This window comes from Cohnella hashimotonis (assembly GCF_030014955.1).
Classification (GTDB): Bacteria; Bacillota; Bacilli; order Paenibacillales; family Paenibacillaceae; genus Cohnella; species Cohnella hashimotonis.
The window spans coordinates 5,088,332-5,110,296 of the sequence record NZ_JAGRPV010000001.1 but is presented as its reverse complement, the minus strand read 5'-3'; the positions used below and the strand labels follow the sequence as shown (position 1 = coordinate 5,110,296).

Genomic DNA, 21,965 nt, shown 5'->3' with positions numbered 1-21,965 from the left:
AGGGAGCCGACGTACCATGAATGAAGCGACATTGCCGGACGCGAAGCTTGCGGCGGAGCGCATGATCGCGCAGATCGCATCCGAGCTTGGCCTTAAGCCTGCGCAGGTGCGCACGGTGGCGGGACTGCTCGACGAGGGCAACACGATTCCGTTCATCGCCCGCTATCGCAAGGAGATGACCGGCGAGCTCGACGAGAACGTCCTTCGGGCCATAGAGGAGCGCCGCGGCTACCTTAAGCAGCTGGAGGACCGCAAGGGCGAAGTGCTTCGCCTGATCGACGAGCAGGGCAAGCTGACGCCGGAGCTGTCGAAGGCGATCGGCGCCGCGGTGAAGCTGCAGGAGCTTGAGGACCTGTACCGGCCTTACCGGCAAAAGCGCAAGACGAGGGCGAGCGTAGCCAAGGAGCGGGGGCTTGAGCCGCTTGCGAACTGGCTGCTGTCGCAGCCGCGGCAGGGCGATTTGCTGCGCGAAGCCGCCCGGTATATCGACGCCGCCAAGGGCGTCGGCAGCGCGGAGGAAGCGATCCAGGGCGCGATGGACATCGTGGCCGAGGGTATCGCGGACGACGCGGACATCCGCAAGTGGGTGCGCCGCTTTACCTGGGACCAGGGCGTCCTGCAATGCAAGGCCAAAAATGCGGAGGCCGAATCCGTCTACGAGATGTATTACAAATACAGCGAGCCGGTCAAACGGCTGCCTCCGCACCGGGTGCTGGCCATCAATCGCGGCGAGCGGGAGGACGTGCTCGGCGTCGGCCTCGAGGTGCCGTCGGAGCGCGTGGTAGCCGAGCTGCACAGACGTACGCTGCGCGGCCCGTCCCCGGCTCGCGACGCGCTCGCGGCGGCGGCGGAGGACGCCTACAAGCGGCTGATCGCTCCATCGATCGAGCGCGAGCTGCGCGGCGAGCTGACGGAGAAGGCGGAGGAGCACGCGATCTCCATCTTTTCCGAGAACCTCCGGAATCTGCTGCTGCAGCCGCCCGTCAAGGGACAGGTCGTGCTCGGCGTAGACCCGGCATACCGCACGGGATGCAAGCTGGCCGTCGTCGACGATACGGGCAAACTGCTCGAAGTGGCCGTGTCCTATCCGACGCCGCCGCACAATAAAAAGGCTGAGGCGGAAGCGCTGTTCCGCAGGCTGATCGGGCAGTACGGCGTGACGCTGATCGTCGTCGGCAACGGCACGGCTTCGCGCGAGACGGAGCAATTCGTCGTGTCGGTGATCAAGGGGATGCCGGAGCGCGGGCTGCAGTATCTGATCGTAAACGAGGCTGGAGCCAGCGTGTATTCGGCGTCCAAGCTCGCGCAGGAGGAATTCCCCGATCTCGACGTCGCCGAGCGCAGCGCAGTATCGATCGCGCGCCGGCTCCAGGATCCGCTGGCGGAGCTCGTGAAGATCGAGCCCAAAGCGATCGGCGTCGGGCAGTACCAGCACGACGTCTCGCAGAAGCGGCTCGACGAGAGCCTCGGCGGCGTCGTGGAGTCGGCGGTCAACCACGTCGGCGTCGACGTCAACACGGCTTCGCCTTCGCTGCTGTCGTACGTGTCGGGCATCAACGCCACGCTGGCCAAAAATATCGTCAAGGCGCGCGAAGAGAACGGCAAGTTCACCGACCGCAAGCAGCTGCAGAAGGTGCCGCGGCTCGGCGCGAAGGCATTCGAGCAATGCGCGGGCTTCCTGCGTATTACGGACGGCGGACATCCGCTCGACCGTACGCCGATCCACCCCGAGTCGTACGGCTTCGTGGACAAGCTGTTCAAGGCGCTCGGCATGAAGCTGGATCGTATCGGCACCGACGAGGTCAAGGAGCGCCTGCGCGGACTTAATGTCACGGAGACGGCGGCCGAGCTGGGCGTCGGCGTACCGACGCTGCGCGACATCCTCGACAGCCTCCAGCGGCCGGGACGCGATCCCCGGGACGAGCTGCCGGCGCCGATTTTCCATACGGACGTCCTTGATATCGAGGACCTGAAGCCGGGAATGGAGCTGACCGGTACGGTGCGTAATGTCGTAGACTTCGGCGCTTTCGTCGATATCGGCATCAAAAACGACGGTCTGGTGCATATTTCGCAGATCAGCAACCGGTTCGTGAAGCACCCGACAGAGGTCGTCGCCGTCGGCGACACGGTCAAGGTGTGGGTCATGAGCGCCGATCTGAAGAAAGGCCGCGTCAGCTTGACGATGAAGGGACCGGCGGAGGCTTAATGCCGCCGTTCAAGACGGACAGACAGCCGCCCCGGATGCGGCGCAGCATGCTGCGTCCGCATTCGGGGCGGCTGTTATGATTAGAGATCGTATAATTCAAGCCTGGACGGTCGGTTAGGGACGGGGACCTGCGGCCGCATCCTTCGCGGGCTGGCGATAATAGAAAAACCAGCAGTCGTTCAGCATCTTGATCTGGCGGCGGTCCTTTTTCTGGTAAGCCCTCATCATCTGATTGCACAGCCATTGCGGCATTGCCGTCGTCCTCCTCCACTATCATGCTGTACTACTACCTTATGGAGGGGAAAGGCGAACCGTGCAGGTCCGACTGGCGGAAGGCGCGCAAAAATTGGGCCGCGCGTCGATCGTTGGCGACTAGAGGAGGCCTTCTTCCTCGTACCACTGCTCAAGCTGCGCCTGGAGGGCGCGAATCTCCGTCAGCAGCGATACAAGCGGGTACTCGCCTTCCCGTACGGCGGCAAACGTCGCTTCGAGCGCGTTGACGTAGTCCATGCCGCCGATCCGCTCGGCTGCGCCTTCTACCAGCTCCAGGCCGCCGACCTCCGCGACGGCTCTCGGCAGCGCCGGAACATTGTCCGCCGTCAGCTTGGACAGTTCCTTGTGAAGTCTAAGATTGAGTGCGGTAAGCTGGTAAGCGTGAGACGCGGGCATCTCGACGAACTGGAGGCTGCCGTCGGCGCGCTGCAGCAATACGTGGGTCATGTCGGGCATGAGTCGGATAGTCTCCCCTCGGCAAATTCTACTTGACAGTGTAGCCCAACCCAAGGCTACAATTCAAGTAGAATAAGGCACAGGCAGGGGGCAGGCTCCGTAAATGGACAACCGTGAATTGCAGCAGTGGGTGGAGGCGTTGTCTCTTCAATGGTTCGGCAGGCCTTTCCTGCACAAGGCGATGTTCAACGGGCGGCTGAGGACGACCGGGGGCCGCTACTTCACGAAGAGCCATCATATCGAGATCAGCCCGCATCAGCTCGAGATCAATGGCGCGGAAGAGACAGAACGCATCATTAAACACGAGCTGTGCCACTATCACCTGCATCTGCTCGGTCGGGGCTACCGTCACCGCGACGCCGAGTTCAAGACGCTGCTCGCCCAGGTCGGCGCCACGCTCTATTGTCAGGCGCTCCCCGGCGCGCGCCGCAGTCTGCCCGTCCGCTATCACCTGGTCTGCCGCGCCTGCGGCATGTCGTACCCGCGCAAGCGCAAGACCGACCCGCGGAAGTACGTTTGCGGCCGGTGCAAGGGCAAGCTTAGGCTCGAAGAAGCCGTGCCGGACAAGGCATCTTCGTGGGCGGGACAGGCCGCGCAAAATTAATTCGAAAAAAGTTTGGCACAGTGCTTGACTCATTTAAGGACATATGATAAATTAATCAATGTCGCTTTTGAGAAAAACGTTCCCTGATAGCTCAGTTGGTAGAGCACTCGACTGTTAATCGAGTTGTCACAGGTTCGAGTCCTGTTCGGGGAGCCAACATGGAGAGATACCCAAGTGGCTCAAGGGGACCCTCTGCTAAGGGGTTAGACTGCGCAAGTGGTGCGAGGGTTCGAATCCCTCTCTCTCCGCCACTACAGCGACATGATCAAGGATTGCCGAATAGGCAGTCCTTTTTTGTTTGTGCCGGCATGTCGGGGCTTTTCGATTGTTTGGCGGGGCAAATACCTGCATTTGTACAAGTATTTTCTGACGACCGACGGCAAGTGATGAAATACCTGCAAATGTGCAGGTAAATTCAAAGCGCAAGCCGAAAATCCGGAAGCTGAAGGAAAATAACTGCGCTTTTGCATCTATCCTGTCCAAAGGGGTCGATCTCGGCGAAAATAGATGTATATTTGCAGGCATTGCGCCGAAAGAACGACGCAGGCGCAACACGGGTGACGATCGGCCAACCCGCCGGAACGGCAAAAACCAAAACTCCTTTAGAATATAACAAGCGCCCGCACAATTGCAGCGGAGCGCTTGTTTCGTTATGGATGAGGTGTATGCCCCTGTTTCTAAACCCCATATGCCTTTCTGACAGCCGGCTTGCCGCTTGCGGCCCGGTTTACCTCCCTCGGCCGCAGCAGGCCGGCCAGCGGGTGTTCCTGTCCGCGCAGACGGGCTACCAGCATGTTTGCAGCCAGCATCGCATAGACGGTGCCGTTGCCGCCATAGCCCAGCGCGTGGAAGAGTCCAGGCGTCTCCGGATGCTCGCCGATGAAGGGGAGGTCGTCGGGCGATTCGCCGAACGAGCCGCACCAGGCGTGCTCGGCTTCGAAGCGGCTGCCCGGGAACAGCTTCCCGAGCTCGGCAAGCAGCTTCGCCGTGCGTGCCTGCAGCTCTGGCTCGCCTGTCACAGGGTCCGGTGAATCCTCGTCCAGCCCGCCGGCGACGATCCGTCCATCCGGCGTCGTACGGAAGTAAAAGTAGGGACGAGCCGTTTCCCACATCATATGGTCCCGATTCCATTCGGCGGGAACCGAGTTCGGCTTCGTCGCCAGCGCGAACGTCCTTCGGAGAATCGGCTCGCACCCGGCAGCGCCCTCAATGTCGGGCAGGTAGCCCGTAGCGCGTACGACCGTCCGCGCGAGGATCTCTCCGCCTTCGCAGTCCAGCGCGAACCAGTCGCCTCTCCTGCGTACGTTCGCCACGCCCGTATGCTCATACACGCGGACGCCGCTCCGCGCAGCCTGTGCGATAAAAGCATGGGCAGTCCGCACCGGATTGATCTCGGCGTCTCCGTGGGTTACAAAGGCGGCCGGATATCGCGCCATAAAGTCGCTGCCGACCCCCGCAGGAAACCCCCAATCCGCCGCGTAGCCATGCCTGCGCAGCATTTCGTATTCCCGGCGCAGCTTCGGCGCGTCCTCGTCCGTCGAGGCGCAATAGAGGCTGCTGCGGACGCGGTAGCCGCCGTCCTGGGGGACGGCCGCGGCCAGAAGGCCGAGATCGTTCACGGCTTTGCGGGAGTGCGCGTAGAACGCGACAGCATCCCTTTCGCCAATCCGGTCAGCCAGCCCGCTCATCATGATATCGCTGGAAAATTGAATGAGACCCGTGTTAGCGGCCGTACTGGCGGAAGCGACGCGCTTCTCCTCGACCAGAACGGCGGGGATGCCGGCTTCGGCGAGCGTCGCCGCGCAGATCGCGCCGGTCATCCCGCCGCCGATAATCGCGACCTGCGTCATCGCGCGTTCGCGAAGGGAAGGGTATGTAGGGAAGAAGGACATCGTTTTTGGCCAGTATAAGGAACCGTCGTGCAGCTTGTGTTCGTTCATGGCGGATAGCCCCTTTGTCGAATCCGTATATTACTTCATGCTTAACCGGTTACGACAATCGTTGAAACGAGGGGAGCTGCGAACGTTACAACCATTTTTTTCGCTTGTAGAACCACCAGAGCGATCCCGCGATTATGACCATGACGAGCAGGACTGCGGGATAGCCGTATTTCCAACTCAGCTCGGGCATGTCGCGAAAGTTCATCCCGTACAAGCCGACGACGAAGGTCAGCGGGAGGAAGATGGAGCTGACGATCGTGAGCGTCTTCATGATCTCGTTCATCCGGTCCGACTTCATATTAAGCTGCAGCTCGAGAAGGCCGGACAGCGATTCGCGGAAGGCGTCGATCGAATCGAGCACACGCGAGACGTGATCGTAGATATCGATGAAGTATACGTCTGCTTCCGCTCTGGTGTAGGGGAACTGATGGTGGGTCAGCTGCGCGAGCGCCGCTTTTTCGTCTGCCATAATCCGTCTGACCGTATGCAGCTTTCGCTTGAGGCGAAAGACGTCCCCGGCGATTTTGACGTGCGGATTGCGGAAGATGGCGCGCTCGTGCTTGTCCAGCACATTTTCAACCTTGTCCGTCAGGTCCGCGTAGTCGTCGACGCAGCGGTCGAGGAGGCGGTAGAGGATGACCCCGGAAAAGGTCATGAACCGCTCCGGCGCGGCGCGGAAGTCCCGCGCGGCTGCTTCCACCGAACTCGCGGATTGCGGGGCTACCGTGATGATGTAGTTGGGACCGATGACGTGCTCCATCTCGATCGTCGTCAGGTCCTGTCCGACCTCGAAAAAAGTGAGGAGCATATGCTTGTCGTAGCGGTCGAGCTTGGGGCGCTGGTTCAGCTTAATGCAATCCTCGACGATCAGCGGATGGCAGCAGAATACGTCCCGCAGCACGCGCTCGATTTCCTCCTGCGAGGCGGCGATCAGCGGCACCCAGGCGACTTCGCCTTCGCCGGGCACCCGGATGCCGGTCTCTTCGACGCGCTGCGTCGATTCATTGTATAGAAGCATTTGGGTCATGTGTGGCGCCCCTTTCATGGTCTAAGCATACACCACAAAAAAACTTTTAAAAAATTGCGCAAAGGTACTTGCGAAACCGAAATGCGTGTTATATAATCATTTTTGTCGCCCGAGAGAGAACGCGATAAACAAGCGGATTGGTGCTAATGCGGCCCGTTGGTCAAGCGGTTAAGACACCTCCCTTTCACGGAGGTAACGGGGGTTCGATTCCCCCACGGGTCACCAACTTAAGTACGAGCCATTAGCTCAGTTGGTAGAGCACCTGACTTTTAATCAGGGTGTCGAAGGTTCGAGTCCTTCATGGCTCACCACCTTCGGTCAACAGGATCGAACGTCAGCAAGCAAGGGCTTTGAGAAGTTCCCCGGCACTGCCGCTTGGAGAACAGCAACACTTTTAATATGCGGTCGTGGCGGAATGGCAGACGCACCAGCTTGAGGGGCTGGCGGTAGCAATACCGTGGAGGTTCGAGTCCTCTCGACCGCACCATAACTTTAACGACGAAATCCCTTGATGCATAAGGGTTTTTTTATTTTTACCGGAGCGGTGAGGGCTCGATTGTTGGGGAATGCTTGTTCTAAACAGATTAAATTTATCGACAGTCGCCGGCTTGCCTTCTTCGTAACGTGTGCATACCGAGGCGCTCGCCGATCGGCTTGTGTCGGTGGAAAAGCTGCAGATCGTCGATGAGCCGCCCGTATGGGCTGCTGCCGCCGTACAGGCAACGGTAAAGGCCAAACTGATCACACGCCATCGCGCGGCAGCTACGACTTTTACCGGCTGCTTACCGTGCTGTATCCTAAAGGCATTGTTTAATCATTCGCCCGGGGGGTTCGGCTCCAGGGCTTGTGACTTTACATATTCGCCGTAAAACTGGAGTCAACTTTACAACGAAATGTACTGCTGATTCGATTGCAACCATTCGGCAAAAACGAGGGGATTTTTGCAACCAAAACTAAAACCCGAAGCGACCGCTTTTTTGTGCGCATCATCCCACTTCGACCAGAGACCCATAATATCCCGCTTTCAAAAGATTTTGCACCAAGTCTATCAAAAATAGGAATATCTGATCACATTATGACTATCCAGTTATGAATTTGCGAACGCTGGAGTTCGAAGCATCCTGCGGCGAGTCCAAATCCGAAACCGCACTCGCTCACGATCCGCGGCTCCATGTAAACGAAGTTTTTTGTCCTGCCCCGTGACCAGTCCGCTGGCGACGACGCGGAGAGCCTTCTCGCGAGCTGCCTCAGCAAATTCGATTATCCCAGCCGGACGCCCTTTATAATGCGCGAGCCACCCGAATTCGTCGTGGCGATATCCGGCGATCGTCGCTTCGACGTGTTCCTAGTTGATGATCTTGATCCACAGCGGATCCTGGAGGCCGACGTAAGGGCTGTTGTCTCGCTTAGCGACAGTGTCCTCAAGCTTCCGCTGCCTGATCACCTCGAACAGGTCCGTTCCCGGCCGATCCACGCTCATCACGTTACTATAGAAAGTTTGTAACGAATGATATCGAAAACAAAATAATGAACTGGCCACGACGCTTCAGTTTCCTGTATCTTTCGTTCCTGCTTGAGCTGGAAGCGTTACATGATCGACTCGAAGTAAACGGCACCAGTCACCGGGTCCATGCGTGCGACCTCGCCAACTAGGAGAGCGTCTGAGACGTTAGCCAGTGTTAAGTCATAAAGTTCTGGGTATTGGGGCGTGTATAACGTCTCGTGCCTCGTAAAGAGCGAGAGGTGGCCGTCTTGCACGGAAAGTTCCTGGCGGTGCCCGTCAATCTTTGGTTCGAAAAGATATCGGGGATCATCGAAGGGTTCTTCGCGCTTTGTCAGGAGTATAGGAGGGAGGAACTTACAGCGGGCGCCTTTCTTGGATGTTCCTTCAATTGTAGCAAAAGGCTGCGGATTTTGTATCCCGGTAAGTATTATAACTCTCAATCGTAATGTAAAATTTTGTAGATAAACAGACTTATAAAACCTTAATTTCCCTTGTATGATTATGGAACTACATAATGGGGAGTGGTTTGGTTTTGAAGAAGGTTTTGCTCATGCTGTTTGCGCTAGTGTTATTTCTGCCGTTTATTGGGGCGCAGGAGAAAGCTTCGGCTTATGAGGGAGGATTAATTGCTCCAAATCTGTTTACAGATAGCCTAAATCAACCAGTAGAACAACTTACAGATAATAATGAAACTACATATACAGTAATAGGGAGCGGCGGCCAAGGCGTATGGTATTCATTTTCTTCCCCTAAGACCATAAAATCCTATAAAGTCAAAGCTAATTGGGATTTTAGTATTAAGTTTTATGATAAAAATAATGTTTTATTGTATACGGAACAGTTCCTGTGGCAAGGATCACAGACCACTAAACACAATAATCTGGGTCAAATAGTAACAAACGTATCTAAGATAGAATTTGTTACTTCACTCAATATGAGGATATGGGAATTCGATGTGTTCGATACCGTGACACCTGGAACGGTAGTGAGTGCGGATGCGCCGGCCGGACTAACCGCAACATCTGGAGATACTACAGCCTACTTAACTTGGTACGCCTCAACCGGTGCTACCAATTATAACATCAAGCGATCCACTACAGCGGGCGGCCCCTATACGACGATCGCAACGGCTGTCACTGGGAACGTCTTTCACGACACTGGCCTTACGAATGGTACCAAGTATTACTACGTCGTGTCAGCAGTAAATGCAGGCGGCGAGAGCGGCAATTCTAATGAAGTGAGCGCAACGCCTGTTTCGTCCGGTGGCGGATCTGGTGGCTCCCGCGCTATTGTTACGATCCACTTAGTCGGCGGCACTGAGAAAGAATACGATTTGTCCGCCGCTGAATTAGAGAACTTTCTTAGTTGGACAGACTCTGCTACACAATCATCCCGATATAAATTCGTAAAGAACTGGAACATCCCTCCTTTTAAGGCCAGAGCGGAATATATCGTTTACGGTAAAATAGTAAATTTTGATGTGGATGAATTCGACCCGGTTTAATTTAAAAATAATTGTAATAAGTAAGGAGTTGTTAGATTTGAAGAAAGTCTTATTAATTTTGTTTGCAATGACTTTGTTTATACCGATTATCGGAACTACGGAGAAGGCGTCTGCTTATGTGGGAGGATTAATCGCTCCGAACCCTTTGAAAGATTATGTTGATCAAATCACCACTAAATATACTGACAATAATGAAGCAACTGGTGTAGGAATTTCGAGTTCAAATTATGTTTGGTATGAATTTGATTCCCCCAAAACTATTAAATCTTACAAAATGAAAGCAAATTGGGATGTCGATATTAAATTTTATGATTCAACGGGTACTCTTTTGCATACGGAGCATTTTCTTTGGAAAAACAGCGAGAACTCGCAGCACAATAACTTAGCTGATCCCGTAAGTAATGTATCCAAGGTCATGTTTTACCCTAAGACCGGCATGTATATTTGGGAACTTGATGTTTTCGATACTCTCGCTCCTGGATCTGTAGTGATTCCGAGCAACCCTGTTAGTCTTTCTGCAGTGAGTGGAGACACCCTGATTAATTTGAGTTGGACCGCTGTTTCAGGTGCAACCAGTTACGTCCTCAAACGTTCTCCGGCAGCAGGAGGGCCATACACAACTATTGCAACTTCTGTAACGGGTACTTCGTACAACGACACCGGCTTGACGAACGGCACAAAGTATTATTACGTTGTTACAGCAGTCAATACAAGCGGCGAGAGCGGAAATTCCAACGAAGCAAGTGCTACACCGACCGCACCAGTTTCATCCGGTCGCGCACTTCTGACAATCCACCTTGTCGGTGGAACTGAGAAGGAATATGACCTGTCAGCTGCTGAACTGGAATACTTCCTAGATTGGACCGATTCTGCGACGCAGTCCTCCAGATACAAGTTCGTGAAGACTTGGAGTAAAGGACCTTTCAAGGCTCGCGCAGAGTACATTGTTTACGGAAAAATCGTCAATTTTGATGTGGATGAATATGAACCAGTGCAATAAAGGAAAACGCCCGGGAGCTTGGCTCTCGGGCGTTTTTAACCTTTAATCGTAATGTAAATAATTGTCGACAAACAGACTTATAGTTCCTTAATTTACCTAGTATGATTGTGGCATTACATATTGGGGAGTGGTATTGTGTTAAAAATGAGAATGTTTTTGGGTATGGTTTTAGCTTTCTTTTTAGGATTAATTGCTTTATCTTCATTAGCGTCAGCTGCGACCTACACTGTGAACGATAATCTACTTAAAAACTCAACTCACCTGTATCTAACTACCTTTAAGGATCCGACTACCTTGTCATTTACCACTTTAAACGGTGGTGCCGGAGTTACAGACTTGGACGATTCGACAACAGGAAATTACGGGGCCGGGTATTATTTTTATTATAAATTTGCGGATACTTATAATATTAAAACAATAAAATTTTATGCTTCTCAACCAGGTACGATGAAGCTATATAACGACCAAGGATCTCTTATCTACACAAAAAGTTTTCTTTCTAATGACGCCGTTTATTATGATATAAATTTTCAATCTGTACGTTATGCAGTTTTAACTGTGGACTCTTATTCCTTAGTCGGAACTATGTTTCTTGCGGGAGAATTAGGTGATTCAATTCCTCCGGTTTCACCAATAAATTTAACGGGATCGGTTGGGGATGCTTCAGCAACATTGAACTGGGACGCAAATACTGAACCCGATATCTCAGGATATAAAATTTATAAAGACGGTGTATACCTTACTACTGTACCTAAAACATCAACTTCATATGAAGTTACTGGTCTGACAAATGGTACTAATTATGAATTTTATATTTCGGCAGTTGATACTAGTGGAAATGAATCTACAAAAAGCAATTCAGTAAATTTAAAGCCTGTATCAGTTCCTTTATCACGCGCACTCCTGACAATTCACCTCGTCGGTGGAGCTGAGAAGGAGTATGACCTGTCAGCTACACAATTGGAAGACTTCCTGGAATGGACAGATTCCGCGACGCAGTCCTCCCGTTATAAATTCGTGAAGACCTGGAGTCTTGGACCGTTCAAGGCGCGCGCCGAATACATAGTTTATGGAAAGATCGTAAACTTTGATGTAGATGAATATGAACCAGCGCAGTAAAAGGAAAAGCCCGAGAGCTTTGGCTCTCGGGCTTTGTTAACCTTTAATCGTACTGTAAGTATTTGTCGACAAACAGACTTATAGTTCCTTAATTTACCTAGTATGATTGTAGCATTACATATTGGGGAGTGGCTGGGTTTGAAGAAAATCGTGTTGATGTTGTTTGCTCTGGCATTGCTTGTTCCTTTTATTGGGGTACAAGAGAAGGCTTCAGCTTATACGGGGGGGCTTATTGCACCAAATCCATTGAAAGATGCGGTCCATCTTGTTACAGCAGTCTATACAGACAATAACGAATCTACTGGCGTCACAATCTCGGGTACTAATTTTATTTGGTATGAATTTGATGCTCCAAAAACAATTAGATCATTTAAGGCGAAAGCAAATTGGGATATTGATTTAGAGTTTTATGATTCAAATAATGTTCTTTTACGTACTGAACATTTTCTTTGGAAAAATAGTACCGACGCCCAACATGTCGACTTGAGCCAGTCAGTAAGCAATGTATCAAAAGTTATATTCAAACCTAAGGTAAGCATGTATATCTGGGAATTAGATGTATTTGATTCGTTGTCTACTGGACCAGTAGTGGGTACGCCAGGTACTCTGTCGGCCGCTCCATTGGACGCCTCAGTGTCTCTAAATTGGTCTGCTGTAAGTGGCTCTACAAGCTACATCATCAAGCGATCTAAAATAGCAGGCGGTCCTTATACGACGATCGCAACTGCAGTAACTGGTACTTCTTACAATGATACCGGCCTAACGAACGGCACAAAGTATTATTACGTCGTCACAGCAATCAACACGAGCGGCGAAAGCGGCAATTCGAACGAGGCGAGTGCTACACCGACCGCACCGATATCCTCTGGCCGCGCACTCCTAACGATCCATCTAGTCGGCGGAGCTGAGAAGGAGTACGACCTTTCTGCTGTTGAGCTGGACAATTTCCTAGACTGGACCGATTCTGCTACGCAATCATCTCGGTACAAGTTCGTGAAGACCTGGAACAAAGGGCCGTTCAAGGCTCGTGCAGAGTACATCGTTTACGGTAAGATCGTTAACTTCGATGTGGATGAATACGAACCGGCTCAATAACATTTCACCGTCTGGCTTCGGCTAGGCGGGTTTTTATATTCCCTGACAAGTGGGAAAGCTCGATTTCTATTCGTTTGTTTACTCGGCTCATCGCCTAACGACTCCTTTAAGTAACCCTTAGCCTATTCTTTTTGCCATTATCGCTTTAAATCGCCTATTCAAATCCCCCGAAGGAGTCATTTTACTCGCATGAGTATGAGCGTTCCGTGTCGGTAGCAAGCTCAATTGACCCTTTTGAGTCATAGTTTGCGTTCCATCCCGGTGATAGAATGGTGACGATTATACCGAGAGGAGCGATCGGGATGTCTAGCCAAACGCGAAGGTACTTGTTCCCCATGGTTTTATGCGCTGTCCTGCTTGCTTTAATCGCTTTTATTGGCTACAACAGGCTGCATCCCGACAACGGGCTTCGCGTAGTGGGTACGGCATCCAAGTTTGCGCTGCAGGATTTGAACGGTCAGCCGTTCAGCTCGGACAGTCTGGACGGAACCGTGCAATTAATGGAATTTATATTCACAAGCTGTCCGGATATCTGCCCCGCGACGAGTTACAACATGGTACTCATTCAAAATAAGCTAAAAGATCAGGGGCTTTTCGGAGACAAGATGAAGATGATCGCCGTTACGTTCGATCCCGAACGAGATACGCCCGATGTCCTTCGCAACTACGCAGCCAAGATGAAAATGGATATGTCAGGCTGGGTGCTGCTGCGCGGCGAAGAAACGGAAACGGCCAACGTTGCCGGCCAGTACGGCGTGACGGTACAGAATCTTGGTAACGGTCAATTCGTGCATAACGCGACCTCGCTCATCCTGATTGACCGCAAACAGAGAATTCGCAGCGTCTATAAGATGGGAATGGATATGGATAACGACCGAATCGTAAGGGATATTAAAGCGCTGCTCAAGGAACGTGTATAACGGAGGCGGGATGCCCAAGTTTGAAGGCCGGCTTAGCGAAGATGAAGTGATCACGTTGACCAACTGGCTTGCGGATAAAAATTAAAGCGCGGGGCTGCAGATACCCCGCGCTTTTCCTTGTTTCAGTGGTTAAAGTAGCCTTTCTCGTATGCATAACGTGCCAGTTGTACGCGATTATCCAATTGAAGTTTGTTCAAAATATTTTTTAAATGGTTTTTGACGGTGTGCTCCGAGATCGTGAGAGCGTCGGCGATTTCGCGATTGGAGCAGCCTTTCGAAACCCACTTTAAAATCTCGATCTCTCGGGCAGTCAGAGGCACTTCGCCCTCCTGTGCACGGTTGGACGAAGCAAATTCCTGAAGCAGGCGCTGCGCGAATTCCCTCGAGAACGGTACCTCGTCATAAGCGACTGCCCTTAGGTATTGATTCCAAGAACTTGAATTCAAATTTTTGATTAAATAACCCGAGGCTCCCTTCTTTAAGGCATCAAATAGATGAATAATATCGTCCGATACCGTGACCAGCACAATTTTCACAGAAGGAAACCTGCACTTGATCTCCCGGGTTGCCTCCAGCCCGTCTATATCCTGCATCTGGATGTCCATCAGGATCAGATCGGGCTGCCATCGCCCGGCAAGCGCGATTGCCTCTCGTCCGCTGCTTCCCTCCGCGACAAGCTGGAAAATCGGGTCTTGGCTGAGAATTTCACGCATGCCTTCCCTCGCATATTTGTGGTCATCTACGATCAGGACGCGAAAGGTCTTCTCCACGAATGAATCACCTCTTCAGGCTTATTCATTTACCTGCAGCTGCCTCGTAAATGCGAAATGCTCGTCCTCGTAGCTCATGTGAATCGTAATCGTGTATTCTCCAGCAGAAGGAAACTTATACGACGCAGCGTAGGCGTCGCCCTCGCTGACGGCGTCGATCAGACTCGGCAGTTCATTTTTGGAGTTGATCTGAAATTGTACCTCGCCCTCAAGGGCGGCATACTTCGCATTGTCAACGGTAGCGATCAGCTTGGTCTCTTGTCCCGCCGCAGGCGGCGAAGGCTCGCTCGACAGCGATACCTCCGAAAACTTAAGCGCCTGCTCTCTCCCCGACGCCCCGCACGCAGCGAGCAGCAGCAGAACGACAAGCGCGGCTGTCACGCCAAGCGTATGTCTTGCGTGTCCGAATCGATGCATCTCTATTCTCCTTCCCGTTCCATCGGTGCGCCACTCGCTACGATTCGGTCAAATGCCCCGTACAATCCGCCAGCACCGCGATATTGTTCCTTTAGCGTCTTAACGTCCCCCGAATAGCGCACATGCCCAGAAACCATAAACAAAGCGCTATCTGCGTAGGATTCGGCTATATTAAGCTGGTGCGTGGAGAAGACGACGGCTTGCCCGTTGCCGGCTGCCAACCGGATCAGCTTGCCGAAGGCTTCCATCCAGTAGGGGTCCAGCCCGTTGGTCGGCTCGTCCAAGAGCAGCAGCGCGGGCTTCGCCAGCATGGCTTGTGCAAACAGCAGGCGCTGGCGCATTCCTTTTGAGAAGGTGGATACCTTGCGATTCCTCACTTCAAGCAACCCCACCGTATCCAGCAGTTCCAGCACGCGCTCGCGTCCGACGCGCCGCAGCGAAGCGTAAAAGCTAAGGGTCTCGAATGCCGTCAGCGCGGATCCGAACTGAAATTCGTCCGGCATGTAGCCAACCCGGTCGGCATAGGCGACTCGGTCGCTTGACCAGGCGAGGCCGTCCAGTAAAATGGCGCCTGACGTCGGTCTGGAGATGCCGGCGATCATGTTGATCAAAGTGCTCTTGCCGGCTCCGTTGCCGCCGCACAACGCGACAATCTCTCCCTCCCGGACCGAAAGCGAACACGGGTAGAGCAGCGTCGACTTGCCGATCGACTTGGATACGTTCTCGATTTGAAGCCGTTCTTTATCCACGTCTGCGCCCCCTCTCCCAAAGGCCTGCCGCTGCTTCTACATAGATGATGACCCAGAGGATCAGCACACCCGCAAAAATAAGGCTGCCCGTGGGTTGCTGTATCCACTTGACCCATTGATAATATTCGGGGCCAAGGATGGAGCCTCCGCCCATCTTAACGATGAGGAACAGGCGATTCAGCTCGGCGGGATTCATGAAGATCAGCGCGACCAGCGTCGGCTTGATGAACAGGTAGGGCAGGAATCCCAGAACGGCGATGAGTATCGTCGGCCAGCCCAAGATCAAAAAGAACCAGATGCCCACGCCGTACGTGAGCGCCTGCCAGCGGTTACGGCAAAGCGCGCCCAGCAGCACCGATATGCCGAGGAACTGCCCAATGATCAGCACGGAAAAGAGAAGGAACAAGCCGAACGCCTGCAGCGAGAAGCCCCGTCCGAACAGCGCGCCTGCGATACCGGAAAGGCCGAAGCCGAAGGCGACGATTACGGTCAACACAACGGCCAATCCCGCATATTTTCCCCATATATAAGTGCGGGTGCGAAGCGAGAAGGAGGACAGCAACCGCCAGCCGCCTTCCTCTTTCTCCGAGGTCAGCGAAAACGAGCCGAGCAATAGCGTCATCAGCGGCAGCAAATAAAGAATCAGGTTGATCATCGTCCCTGTCGTGCTTGTATATCCCGCCAAACTTGCTTGCGACTGGATCAGCAGCAGTGCCAGGCTAAACAGGGCGAACAGCGCCATGAACGAATAAGCCCAGGGATTGCGGAAGCCCAGCTTGATCTCCCTTGAAGCGATCGTCTTCAGGTGAAGCACAGCGTTCAACCCCTTATTTCGATTCGGAACTCATATCCATGCCGCCGCTGTCTTTGGCTGCGCCGTCGTCACTCTTGCCGTCGCCCTCCATACCCATCATCTCGCCGGCATGCGCCTCCATCATCGCCTTCATCATGTCCTCATTGGATTCCCACTTGTGGTTTTCCAGTTCCTCGGCGGTCATGATCCGGCCCTTGCCTTCCTTGGAAACGAACGCTTCGGCATCGCTCTTTTCCTTGAAGGAGATCACGTTAAAGGCCATCGGCGTCTGAATGGACTTGTCGTAAACATAAGTCGCGTCGGCCAGCTTGACCCATTCCTTTGTATTGTAGTCTCGCACGAACTGCTCGCCGATTTCCTTCGTGCCGTTTTCCTCGCGCCAGACATGCAGGTCGCCGAGATCGTCGAACTTGAGCGCCTTCTTGTTTTTGAGGATGATCTCGACGGCGAATTGGTCGTCTGCAACCGCCATGTTGCAAACCGGGCACTTGTCCACCGTTTCGTCGATGGCGACCGGCTTGTATTCCGTTTTTCCGCACCCGGCAAGCAGAGAGAGAATGAGTATGAACGCAAAAATTCCGGCTAAAGATTTTTTCATGATTTTTTGTACCCCCATCGGTATAGGATTGTTAGAGCGGCCAGAAGCAGCAGAGATCCCGGAAGCCATGTCCAATGGCTGTTCGCAGAGGATTCCGTCTCTGGTGAATCAAATGGCGGCTGAAGCAGCGGACTCGGATCTTTGAGCCAGTTGGCCGTGTCGGCATGGAACATCTGAGCGAGAAACGGCAGCCCGGGCGATTGGAAAAATACCTGAAAGGCGTCAATATCCTCGGTCAGCTGAAGGAAAAAAGGATCGATCTCGTAGCTCAGATCACTTAAGCCGTCCCCGTCCGTGTCGAGCGCCTCGAAGTCGTCCCAGTAATTCCCCTTGAGCTCATTGTCCTTGCTGTCCGTGGACTGCGCCTGGTTGACGTTCGCGGCGAATAGGCTATTTTGCAGCCGGTTGTCGCTGGACTGAATCATTTGCATGCCGATGAAATTTTGGATGACCTCATTGTCAGCAAGCGTATTCTCCGTCGATTGCTCGATATAGAGACCGACACGATTGCCGACGACGCGGTTGCCGCTGATTTCGGAGCGATGGACGTCGAACAGCAAAATGCCCTGCGAGTTGACGTTTTCCGTCTGCTTCTCGAAGCGATTACCTTTGACGACGGCACCCTCGACGCTCATCACCATGCCGCCGGTGACATTGCCTTCGCCGACATTGTCTGCAATCTCGGTCTTGCCCGAAAACATAAAGTGGTAGCCGTACCTCGAGTCGGTCGCTACATTGCCGCGAACAAGGGTCTCGTTGCTGCTCTCGCCGTACACGCCGTCATGGACATGTACGATGGTGTTGCCTTCAATGACGTTGCGTGCCGATGCGAGCAGATCGATGCCGTTGCCGCGCCGGGAATACGGCTCGTCCGGGTCATCGGGGTGCGCGCCTTCGATGCGGCTATTCAGGATCAGATTATCGTTTGCTTTCCTGAGAAAGATGCCGCCCCCTTGCGACTTGATTCGCAGCTGTTCCAGCCGGTTGCCGTCGGACTGCACCAGCACGGCAGGCTTCTTGGGATCGGTCTGGCTGTCCACTAGGGCGATGCCCTTCAGCACGATTCCGTCTGCCGACAGCGTAAGTGCCGGACGATCGCTATCGTTCTTCACGATGGCCTCACTGTCCGAGGAGATCGTAATGGCGACGGAAACGATGGCCGGCCCCGTATAGACGCGGTCCCCGGAAAGAACGAGCGTCTGCCCGGAAGGCGTGGCATCGATGAGCGGCTGCAGCGGTATAGTCTCCGTTGTCGTCGGCGCCGCGTGCGATTGAGGAGCCGCAGTACCGGCACAACACAGCAAGGCAAGCAGTCCAGCCGCGATCGCCCTCTTAAAAGAGCGATACCGTGTTACATTCATAGCTATTTCACCAACCCCCGAAGATGGAGTGCACGTCGGAGCAGCAGCTATGGCATTTGAGAAGCTGATCGCTCTTCGGCTGGCTTCATTGTACCGGACCCTCTGCCGATGACGTATGCCCCTATCGGGCTATCGAACGGACATAATGGGCTTTAAATATGATCAAATTCTGAATTTCCAGTCTCTGTCGGCTCCATGAAGTGAGCTTCGGCGCTGCATTGTGGATACGGACGATCATTGGAGACATATACATGGGGGAATAAAGGGAGGTATGTCACGTGAGACCACTCCTTAGACGCACGGTAAAGCCAATGGCGCTCGTCGTCGCCATCGGCTTAGCATTGTGGTACGTTTACGCGTCTCGGGCTTCTGCGCTTCCCGCGGAATCCTCGACGCTTGATGGCGAATACCGGATCACCGTACGTTCGCCCACTGTCTCTCCGGCCATGATGGAGCCAAGCCGGTTTGTCGTCGAGATCACGGATCAATCCGGATTGCCCGTACAGGCCGAACAGCTAGCGCTTAAATATTGGATGCCGAATATGTTTTGTGGCATGTTCACGGCCGACATCGCGGAGGCCGACGCGTCCCACGCGTATTTGGCGACAGTCATTCCGGTCATGACGGGAAAATGGGTCCTTGAAGGAAAGATCACCGTCGGCGACAGAGAGGTCGTCGTACGTCATCCGTTCGAGGTTGACCGGCATTCATGAGTATGAATTACCAGAGCCACGGATGGATCGACGGTATCCATCCGTTTGCGCTGAAGCCTTTCAAGATGGACAGGATTCCCATCAGGCAGGCGAGGTTGCGACCTGCGCCTGCGAGACGGCGCTTCCAGACCCGGCTCAATCGCCGCGCGGTCATCGCGAACAGGAAGAGCATCGGGAATGTCGTCAATCCGAAAACGAGCATCAGCGTTAGTCCGTCGCCCCACGAACCCGATGCGGCAGCCTTCATCTGCATCGCGTACGTGAGGCCGCAGGGCAGTAGGCCTAGACTGAGTCCCGACAGAAACGTGGCGAACGCCTCGAGCCTGGGCGCCGTGGCTGCAGCCAGCCTATTGGACAGAGCCTGCTTTGACGGCTTAATGAGGTGTATCGGGAGCGAGAATCGTCTCCATGCCCATAAGATGATGAGAAGTCCGCCCAAAATGCTGGCTGCCCCGCGCAGGCCGACCAGACTGCCTGCTACCTTCAGAAAAGAACCGGCCGCACCCATTGCGGCGCCGGTCAAGCCGTAGGTTACGATTCGGCCACCATGATAGGCGATCAACGAAGCAACGGCGCTTCGCCGAGCCTCCATCGCGATCGAGGCGCCGATGCCGCCGCACATTACGATGCAATGAGGCGCGCCGGTCAGCCCCGCGGCCACCGCTAATACAATATCGCCGCCGTTCAAGTTCGCCTCGACCGGCGCCCTGGCACCGTGCTGCGCAGCCTGACTGCGTTGCCGACGACGAGCAGCGAGCTGGATGCCATACCGATACAGGCGAGGCGTGGGTCCAGCATCCCCGATACGGCTAAGGGAATCATGACCGCATTATAAATGAGCGCTAGAAACAGGTTTTGCCGAATATTGCGCATGGTCCGTCTTGCCAGCGTGTAAACTTCGCTTACTTGGGACAGGCGTCCGCCGACGATGACGATATCGCCCGTCTCCAATGCGGCAGCGTGACCCGAAGCCAGCGCGATACCGACGTCGGCGGCTGCTAACGCGGCGCTGTCGTTCGCTCCATCCCCGATCATGACGACCCGCCTTTTTCCAGCCCGTATCTCTTGCAGCAGATCCAGCTTCTGCTCCGGCAGGAGTCCGGCACGAACATGTCGTATTCCTGTCAAAGCCCCGATACGCGTTGCGACCTGCTCACGATCGCCCGTTGCCATCCATACAACGCCGTTTACCGAGAGCGCACGCACCGTTTTCCCGGCATCCTCCCGAATCTCTTCTTGTAGACGAATGAGACCTGCTACTCGCCCGTTAATGGCAACATGTACGACGGGATCGAGCGCTGAAGCCAGGTTTGCATTGGGCGTAAGGACAGGAAGTCTAATATTGTTCGCATGCAGCCACGTTACGCTGCCAATAACAACTTGCATACCCTCGACCGTACCGGACACGCCGAAGCCGGGACGTTCGATGAATCGATCGACGGGAAAAAGCTGCAGCTCCCGGCTCCCGGCCTCTCTCACGACCGCTTGGGCATAGGGATGCGTGGACAGCTGCTCGATCGACGCAGCCAGCTGCAGCAGCTGATCCGAGGGCCAGTCGCCCTCGATCCCTTTCACGGCAGGTCTGCCATATGTCAAAGTGCCCGACTTATCAAAAATAAAGGCATCGGCATGACTAAGCGTCTCGAGCAGACCGGCGTCTTTAATGACGATGCCTTCTTTAAGCGCCATGCCGGACGCAATCATTAAGGAGATCGGAGTCGCCAGTCCAAGGGCGCACGGACATGCGGTGAGCAGGACAGCCATCGCGATGCCGACAGCTTCGTCGGCCGGCCCTTGACGCAGATACGCGATGCAGGTCAGCACGGCCAGCAGTAGGATGCCGGGCACAAAAAATGCCGCAATTCGGTCTACTCTGCGGGCAATCCGCGGTTTGGAGAGCTGTGCCGTTTCGACAAGCGCTATCATCGTCGCCAGGCGTGTGAGCGCTCCGCTTCTTTCGACTCGCATCATGGCGCTTCCGCCGACAAGGCGCGTCCCCGCGAACAACCGCTCTCCGGGATTCCGGACCGTCACGGCCGACTCGCCCGTCAGCAGCGACTCGTCGACTTCGGCGGTTCCCTCCTCGATTACGCCGTCGGCCGGCACCCGTTCAAGGGGACCGACTACAACGCGATCCCCGGCTTCCAGCTGGCCTGATGCTACGACCTCCAAGCCGTCGTCACGAACGACGCTTGCCGTTTGAGGCCGCATTTCAGAAAGAGCCTCCAGGCTGCGCAAGGCGTTGCCCTTGGCGATCGCTTCAAGCCACTTGCCCAGGGTGACGGCGGTGAGAACCATCGCAATGGAGTCGAAATAGAGCGCATGAGGGGAGCCGGACCGGAAGGTCTGATACTGGCTGTACAAGTAAGCGACTGTCGTGCCGAGCGCGACCAGTACATCCATGTTGGGCATTCCCTGTCTTAACGCATGAAAAGCGCCTCGAAAAAATGGATAACCTGCGTAGCTCAGCAAGATCGATCCGAGCGTCAGCTGGAGCAACGGGTGCATGAGCAAGGCGGGGGCCGGCATGCCGAATTTACTGAATAAATGAGCTGCCATCGCGAGGAAAAGAGGGAGCGACAGCATCGTCGTTATCCAAAATCGGCGACGATAAAATTCCGCTTCGTCCGAATGGGAAGGCCGTGTATCTCGCACGACAATGGCGGCGCCATAACCGAGGTTACGAATTCGTTCCAGAACTTGCTCTCCCCGGATGTGATGACCCTCCCAGCGAACGCCGGCAGTCGACGTCGCCAAGCTCACTGCCGCCTGCTGCATACCTTCCATACGCAGCAGCGCCTTCTCGATTCTTGTCGAGCAGGCGCTGCAGGTCATGCCGACAATTTGAATCTGAAGCTCGTTCATGGGATACCTCTCTGTTTGATGACGTGGACG

The 21,965-nt window shown here is 54.4% G+C and carries 20 protein-coding genes and 5 tRNA genes; 13 read left to right on the top strand and 12 right to left on the bottom strand.

From position 1 onward, the window contains the following. Nucleotides 1-16: 16 nt before the first annotated feature. Entirely contained in the window at nucleotides 17-2,206 is a 2,190-nt protein-coding gene (locus KB449_RS20650; protein ID WP_282910163.1) for a Tex family protein, read from the top strand. A 114-nt stretch (nucleotides 2,207-2,320) separates the two neighbouring features. Here KB449_RS20650 and cmpA read toward each other — a convergent pair whose 3' ends face one another. Beyond that, complete coding sequence (gene cmpA / locus KB449_RS20645) at nucleotides 2,321-2,458, bottom strand: cortex morphogenetic protein CmpA (RefSeq protein ID WP_277565602.1); 138 nt, start codon at nucleotides 2,456-2,458, stop codon at nucleotides 2,321-2,323. Nucleotides 2,459-2,578: 120 nt separating this feature from the next. Further along, nucleotides 2,579-2,935: a hydrolase/acyltransferase gene (locus KB449_RS20640; protein ID WP_282910162.1), complete on the bottom strand. Its 357-nt coding sequence runs from the start codon at nucleotides 2,933-2,935 to the stop codon at nucleotides 2,579-2,581. A gap of 103 nt (nucleotides 2,936-3,038) precedes the next feature. Here KB449_RS20640 and KB449_RS20635 point away from each other — a divergent pair, with 103 nt between their 5' ends. From KB449_RS20635 to KB449_RS20625, 3 genes are all read left to right on the top strand, one after another. Then, nucleotides 3,039-3,539 carry a SprT family protein gene (locus tag KB449_RS20635; RefSeq protein WP_282910161.1) on the top strand — a complete coding sequence of 167 codons (501 nt, stop codon included), beginning with the start codon at nucleotides 3,039-3,041 and terminating at the stop codon, nucleotides 3,537-3,539. 80 nt (nucleotides 3,540-3,619) lie between these two features. After that, nucleotides 3,620-3,695, top strand: a tRNA-Asn gene (locus tag KB449_RS20630). Nucleotides 3,696-3,699: 4 nt separating this feature from the next. Then, nucleotides 3,700-3,790 (top strand) — tRNA-Ser (locus KB449_RS20625). Between the two features lie 426 nt (nucleotides 3,791-4,216). Here KB449_RS20625 and KB449_RS20620 read toward each other — a convergent pair. Both KB449_RS20620 and corA read right to left on the bottom strand, forming a co-directional pair. Further along, a complete protein-coding gene (locus KB449_RS20620) occupies nucleotides 4,217-5,479 on the bottom strand; it encodes an NAD(P)/FAD-dependent oxidoreductase (protein WP_282910160.1) in 1,263 nt (420 codons plus the stop codon). 85 nt (nucleotides 5,480-5,564) lie between these two features. Then, entirely contained in the window at nucleotides 5,565-6,506 is a 942-nt protein-coding gene (gene corA / locus KB449_RS20615; RefSeq protein WP_282910159.1) for a magnesium/cobalt transporter CorA, read from the bottom strand. 150 nt (nucleotides 6,507-6,656) lie between these two features. Between corA and KB449_RS20610 the strand changes: the two genes are divergently transcribed. From KB449_RS20610 to KB449_RS20575, 8 genes are all read left to right on the top strand, one after another. Continuing rightward, nucleotides 6,657-6,731 (top strand) — tRNA-Glu (locus KB449_RS20610). A gap of 10 nt (nucleotides 6,732-6,741) precedes the next feature. Further along, nucleotides 6,742-6,817 (top strand) — tRNA-Lys (locus tag KB449_RS20605). A 90-nt stretch (nucleotides 6,818-6,907) separates the two neighbouring features. Next, nucleotides 6,908-6,993 (top strand) — tRNA-Leu (locus KB449_RS20600). 1,549 nt (nucleotides 6,994-8,542) lie between these two features. Next, entirely contained in the window at nucleotides 8,543-9,514 is a 972-nt protein-coding gene (locus KB449_RS20595; protein ID WP_282910158.1) for a fibronectin type III domain-containing protein, read from the top strand. Nucleotides 9,515-9,551: 37 nt separating this feature from the next. Next, nucleotides 9,552-10,514, top strand: coding sequence for a fibronectin type III domain-containing protein (locus tag KB449_RS20590; RefSeq protein ID WP_282910157.1), 963 nt, complete (start codon nucleotides 9,552-9,554; stop codon nucleotides 10,512-10,514). Nucleotides 10,515-10,658: 144 nt separating this feature from the next. After that, nucleotides 10,659-11,633, top strand: a complete 975-nt coding sequence (locus KB449_RS20585) for a fibronectin type III domain-containing protein (RefSeq protein WP_282912876.1) — start codon at nucleotides 10,659-10,661, stop codon at nucleotides 11,631-11,633. A 138-nt stretch (nucleotides 11,634-11,771) separates the two neighbouring features. After that, nucleotides 11,772-12,728 (top strand): fibronectin type III domain-containing protein, encoded by a 957-nt coding sequence (locus KB449_RS20580; RefSeq protein ID WP_282910156.1) that lies wholly within the window; start codon nucleotides 11,772-11,774, stop codon nucleotides 12,726-12,728. A gap of 302 nt (nucleotides 12,729-13,030) precedes the next feature. After that, entirely contained in the window at nucleotides 13,031-13,648 is a 618-nt protein-coding gene (locus KB449_RS20575) for an SCO family protein (protein ID WP_282910155.1), read from the top strand. Nucleotides 13,649-13,770: 122 nt separating this feature from the next. Here the strand turns inward: KB449_RS20575 and KB449_RS20570 are convergent, their stop codons facing one another. Genes KB449_RS20570 through KB449_RS20545 form a run of 6 tightly spaced genes read right to left on the bottom strand, consistent with a single transcriptional unit; the run spans nucleotide 13,771 to nucleotide 18,357 of the window. Further along, nucleotides 13,771-14,418, bottom strand: coding sequence for a response regulator transcription factor (locus KB449_RS20570; RefSeq protein ID WP_282910154.1), 648 nt, complete (start codon nucleotides 14,416-14,418; stop codon nucleotides 13,771-13,773). 21 nt (nucleotides 14,419-14,439) lie between these two features. Further along, nucleotides 14,440-14,835, bottom strand: a complete 396-nt coding sequence (locus KB449_RS20565) for an Ig-like domain-containing protein (protein WP_282910153.1) — start codon at nucleotides 14,833-14,835, stop codon at nucleotides 14,440-14,442. A 2-nt stretch (nucleotides 14,836-14,837) separates the two neighbouring features. Beyond that, the gene (locus KB449_RS20560) at nucleotides 14,838-15,584 is read right to left on the bottom strand and encodes an ABC transporter ATP-binding protein (RefSeq protein WP_282910152.1); all 747 of its coding nucleotides are present in this window, start codon (nucleotides 15,582-15,584) and stop codon (nucleotides 14,838-14,840) included. After that, the gene (locus KB449_RS20555; protein WP_282910151.1) at nucleotides 15,577-16,398 is read right to left on the bottom strand and encodes an ABC transporter permease; all 822 of its coding nucleotides are present in this window, start codon (nucleotides 16,396-16,398) and stop codon (nucleotides 15,577-15,579) included. The genes KB449_RS20560 and KB449_RS20555 overlap by 8 nt, the downstream gene beginning before the upstream one ends. A gap of 13 nt (nucleotides 16,399-16,411) precedes the next feature. Next, complete coding sequence (locus tag KB449_RS20550; protein ID WP_282910150.1) at nucleotides 16,412-16,996, bottom strand: nitrous oxide reductase accessory protein NosL; 585 nt, start codon at nucleotides 16,994-16,996, stop codon at nucleotides 16,412-16,414. Then, nucleotides 16,993-18,357 (bottom strand): right-handed parallel beta-helix repeat-containing protein, encoded by a 1,365-nt coding sequence (locus KB449_RS20545; RefSeq protein WP_282910149.1) that lies wholly within the window; start codon nucleotides 18,355-18,357, stop codon nucleotides 16,993-16,995. Before KB449_RS20545 ends, KB449_RS20550 begins: the two co-directional genes overlap by 4 nt. Before the next feature lie 278 nt (nucleotides 18,358-18,635). Here KB449_RS20545 and KB449_RS20540 point away from each other — a divergent pair, with 278 nt between their 5' ends. Then, nucleotides 18,636-19,070: a FixH family protein gene (locus KB449_RS20540; RefSeq protein ID WP_282910148.1), complete on the top strand. Its 435-nt coding sequence runs from the start codon at nucleotides 18,636-18,638 to the stop codon at nucleotides 19,068-19,070. Between the two features lie 7 nt (nucleotides 19,071-19,077). Here KB449_RS20540 and KB449_RS20535 read toward each other — a convergent pair whose 3' ends face one another. Both KB449_RS20535 and KB449_RS20530 read right to left on the bottom strand, forming a co-directional pair. Next, entirely contained in the window at nucleotides 19,078-19,758 is a 681-nt protein-coding gene (locus KB449_RS20535) for a sulfite exporter TauE/SafE family protein (protein ID WP_282910147.1), read from the bottom strand. Further along, nucleotides 19,755-21,935, bottom strand: a complete 2,181-nt coding sequence (locus tag KB449_RS20530; RefSeq protein ID WP_282910146.1) for a heavy metal translocating P-type ATPase — start codon at nucleotides 21,933-21,935, stop codon at nucleotides 19,755-19,757. The genes KB449_RS20535 and KB449_RS20530 overlap by 4 nt, the downstream gene beginning before the upstream one ends. Between the last annotated feature and the right edge of the window lie 30 nt (nucleotides 21,936-21,965).

Bases quoted from the DNA above. Each gene is read 5' to 3' on its own strand.
- corA (WP_282910159.1), bottom strand. From the start codon at position 6,506: ATGACCCAAATGCTTCTATACAATGAATCGACGCAGCGCGTCGAAGAG.
- KB449_RS20530 (WP_282910146.1), bottom strand. From the start codon at position 21,935: ATGAACGAGCTTCAGATTCAAATTGTCGGCATGACCTGCAGCGCCTGC.
- KB449_RS20575 (WP_282910155.1), top strand. From the start codon at position 13,031: ATGTCTAGCCAAACGCGAAGGTACTTGTTCCCCATGGTTTTATGCGCT.
- KB449_RS20550 (WP_282910150.1), bottom strand. From the start codon at position 16,996: ATGAAAAAATCTTTAGCCGGAATTTTTGCGTTCATACTCATTCTCTCT.
- KB449_RS20545 (WP_282910149.1), bottom strand. From the start codon at position 18,357: ATGAATGTAACACGGTATCGCTCTTTTAAGAGGGCGATCGCGGCTGGA.
- KB449_RS20565 (WP_282910153.1), bottom strand. From the start codon at position 14,835: ATGCATCGATTCGGACACGCAAGACATACGCTTGGCGTGACAGCCGCG.
- KB449_RS20585 (WP_282912876.1), top strand. From the start codon at position 10,659: ATGAGAATGTTTTTGGGTATGGTTTTAGCTTTCTTTTTAGGATTAATT.
- KB449_RS20620 (WP_282910160.1), bottom strand. From the start codon at position 5,479: ATGAACGAACACAAGCTGCACGACGGTTCCTTATACTGGCCAAAAACG.
- KB449_RS20650 (WP_282910163.1), top strand. From the start codon at position 17: ATGAATGAAGCGACATTGCCGGACGCGAAGCTTGCGGCGGAGCGCATG.
- KB449_RS20640 (WP_282910162.1), bottom strand. From the start codon at position 2,935: ATGCCCGACATGACCCACGTATTGCTGCAGCGCGCCGACGGCAGCCTC.
- KB449_RS20635 (WP_282910161.1), top strand. From the start codon at position 3,039: ATGGACAACCGTGAATTGCAGCAGTGGGTGGAGGCGTTGTCTCTTCAA.
- cmpA (WP_277565602.1), bottom strand. From the start codon at position 2,458: ATGCCGCAATGGCTGTGCAATCAGATGATGAGGGCTTACCAGAAAAAG.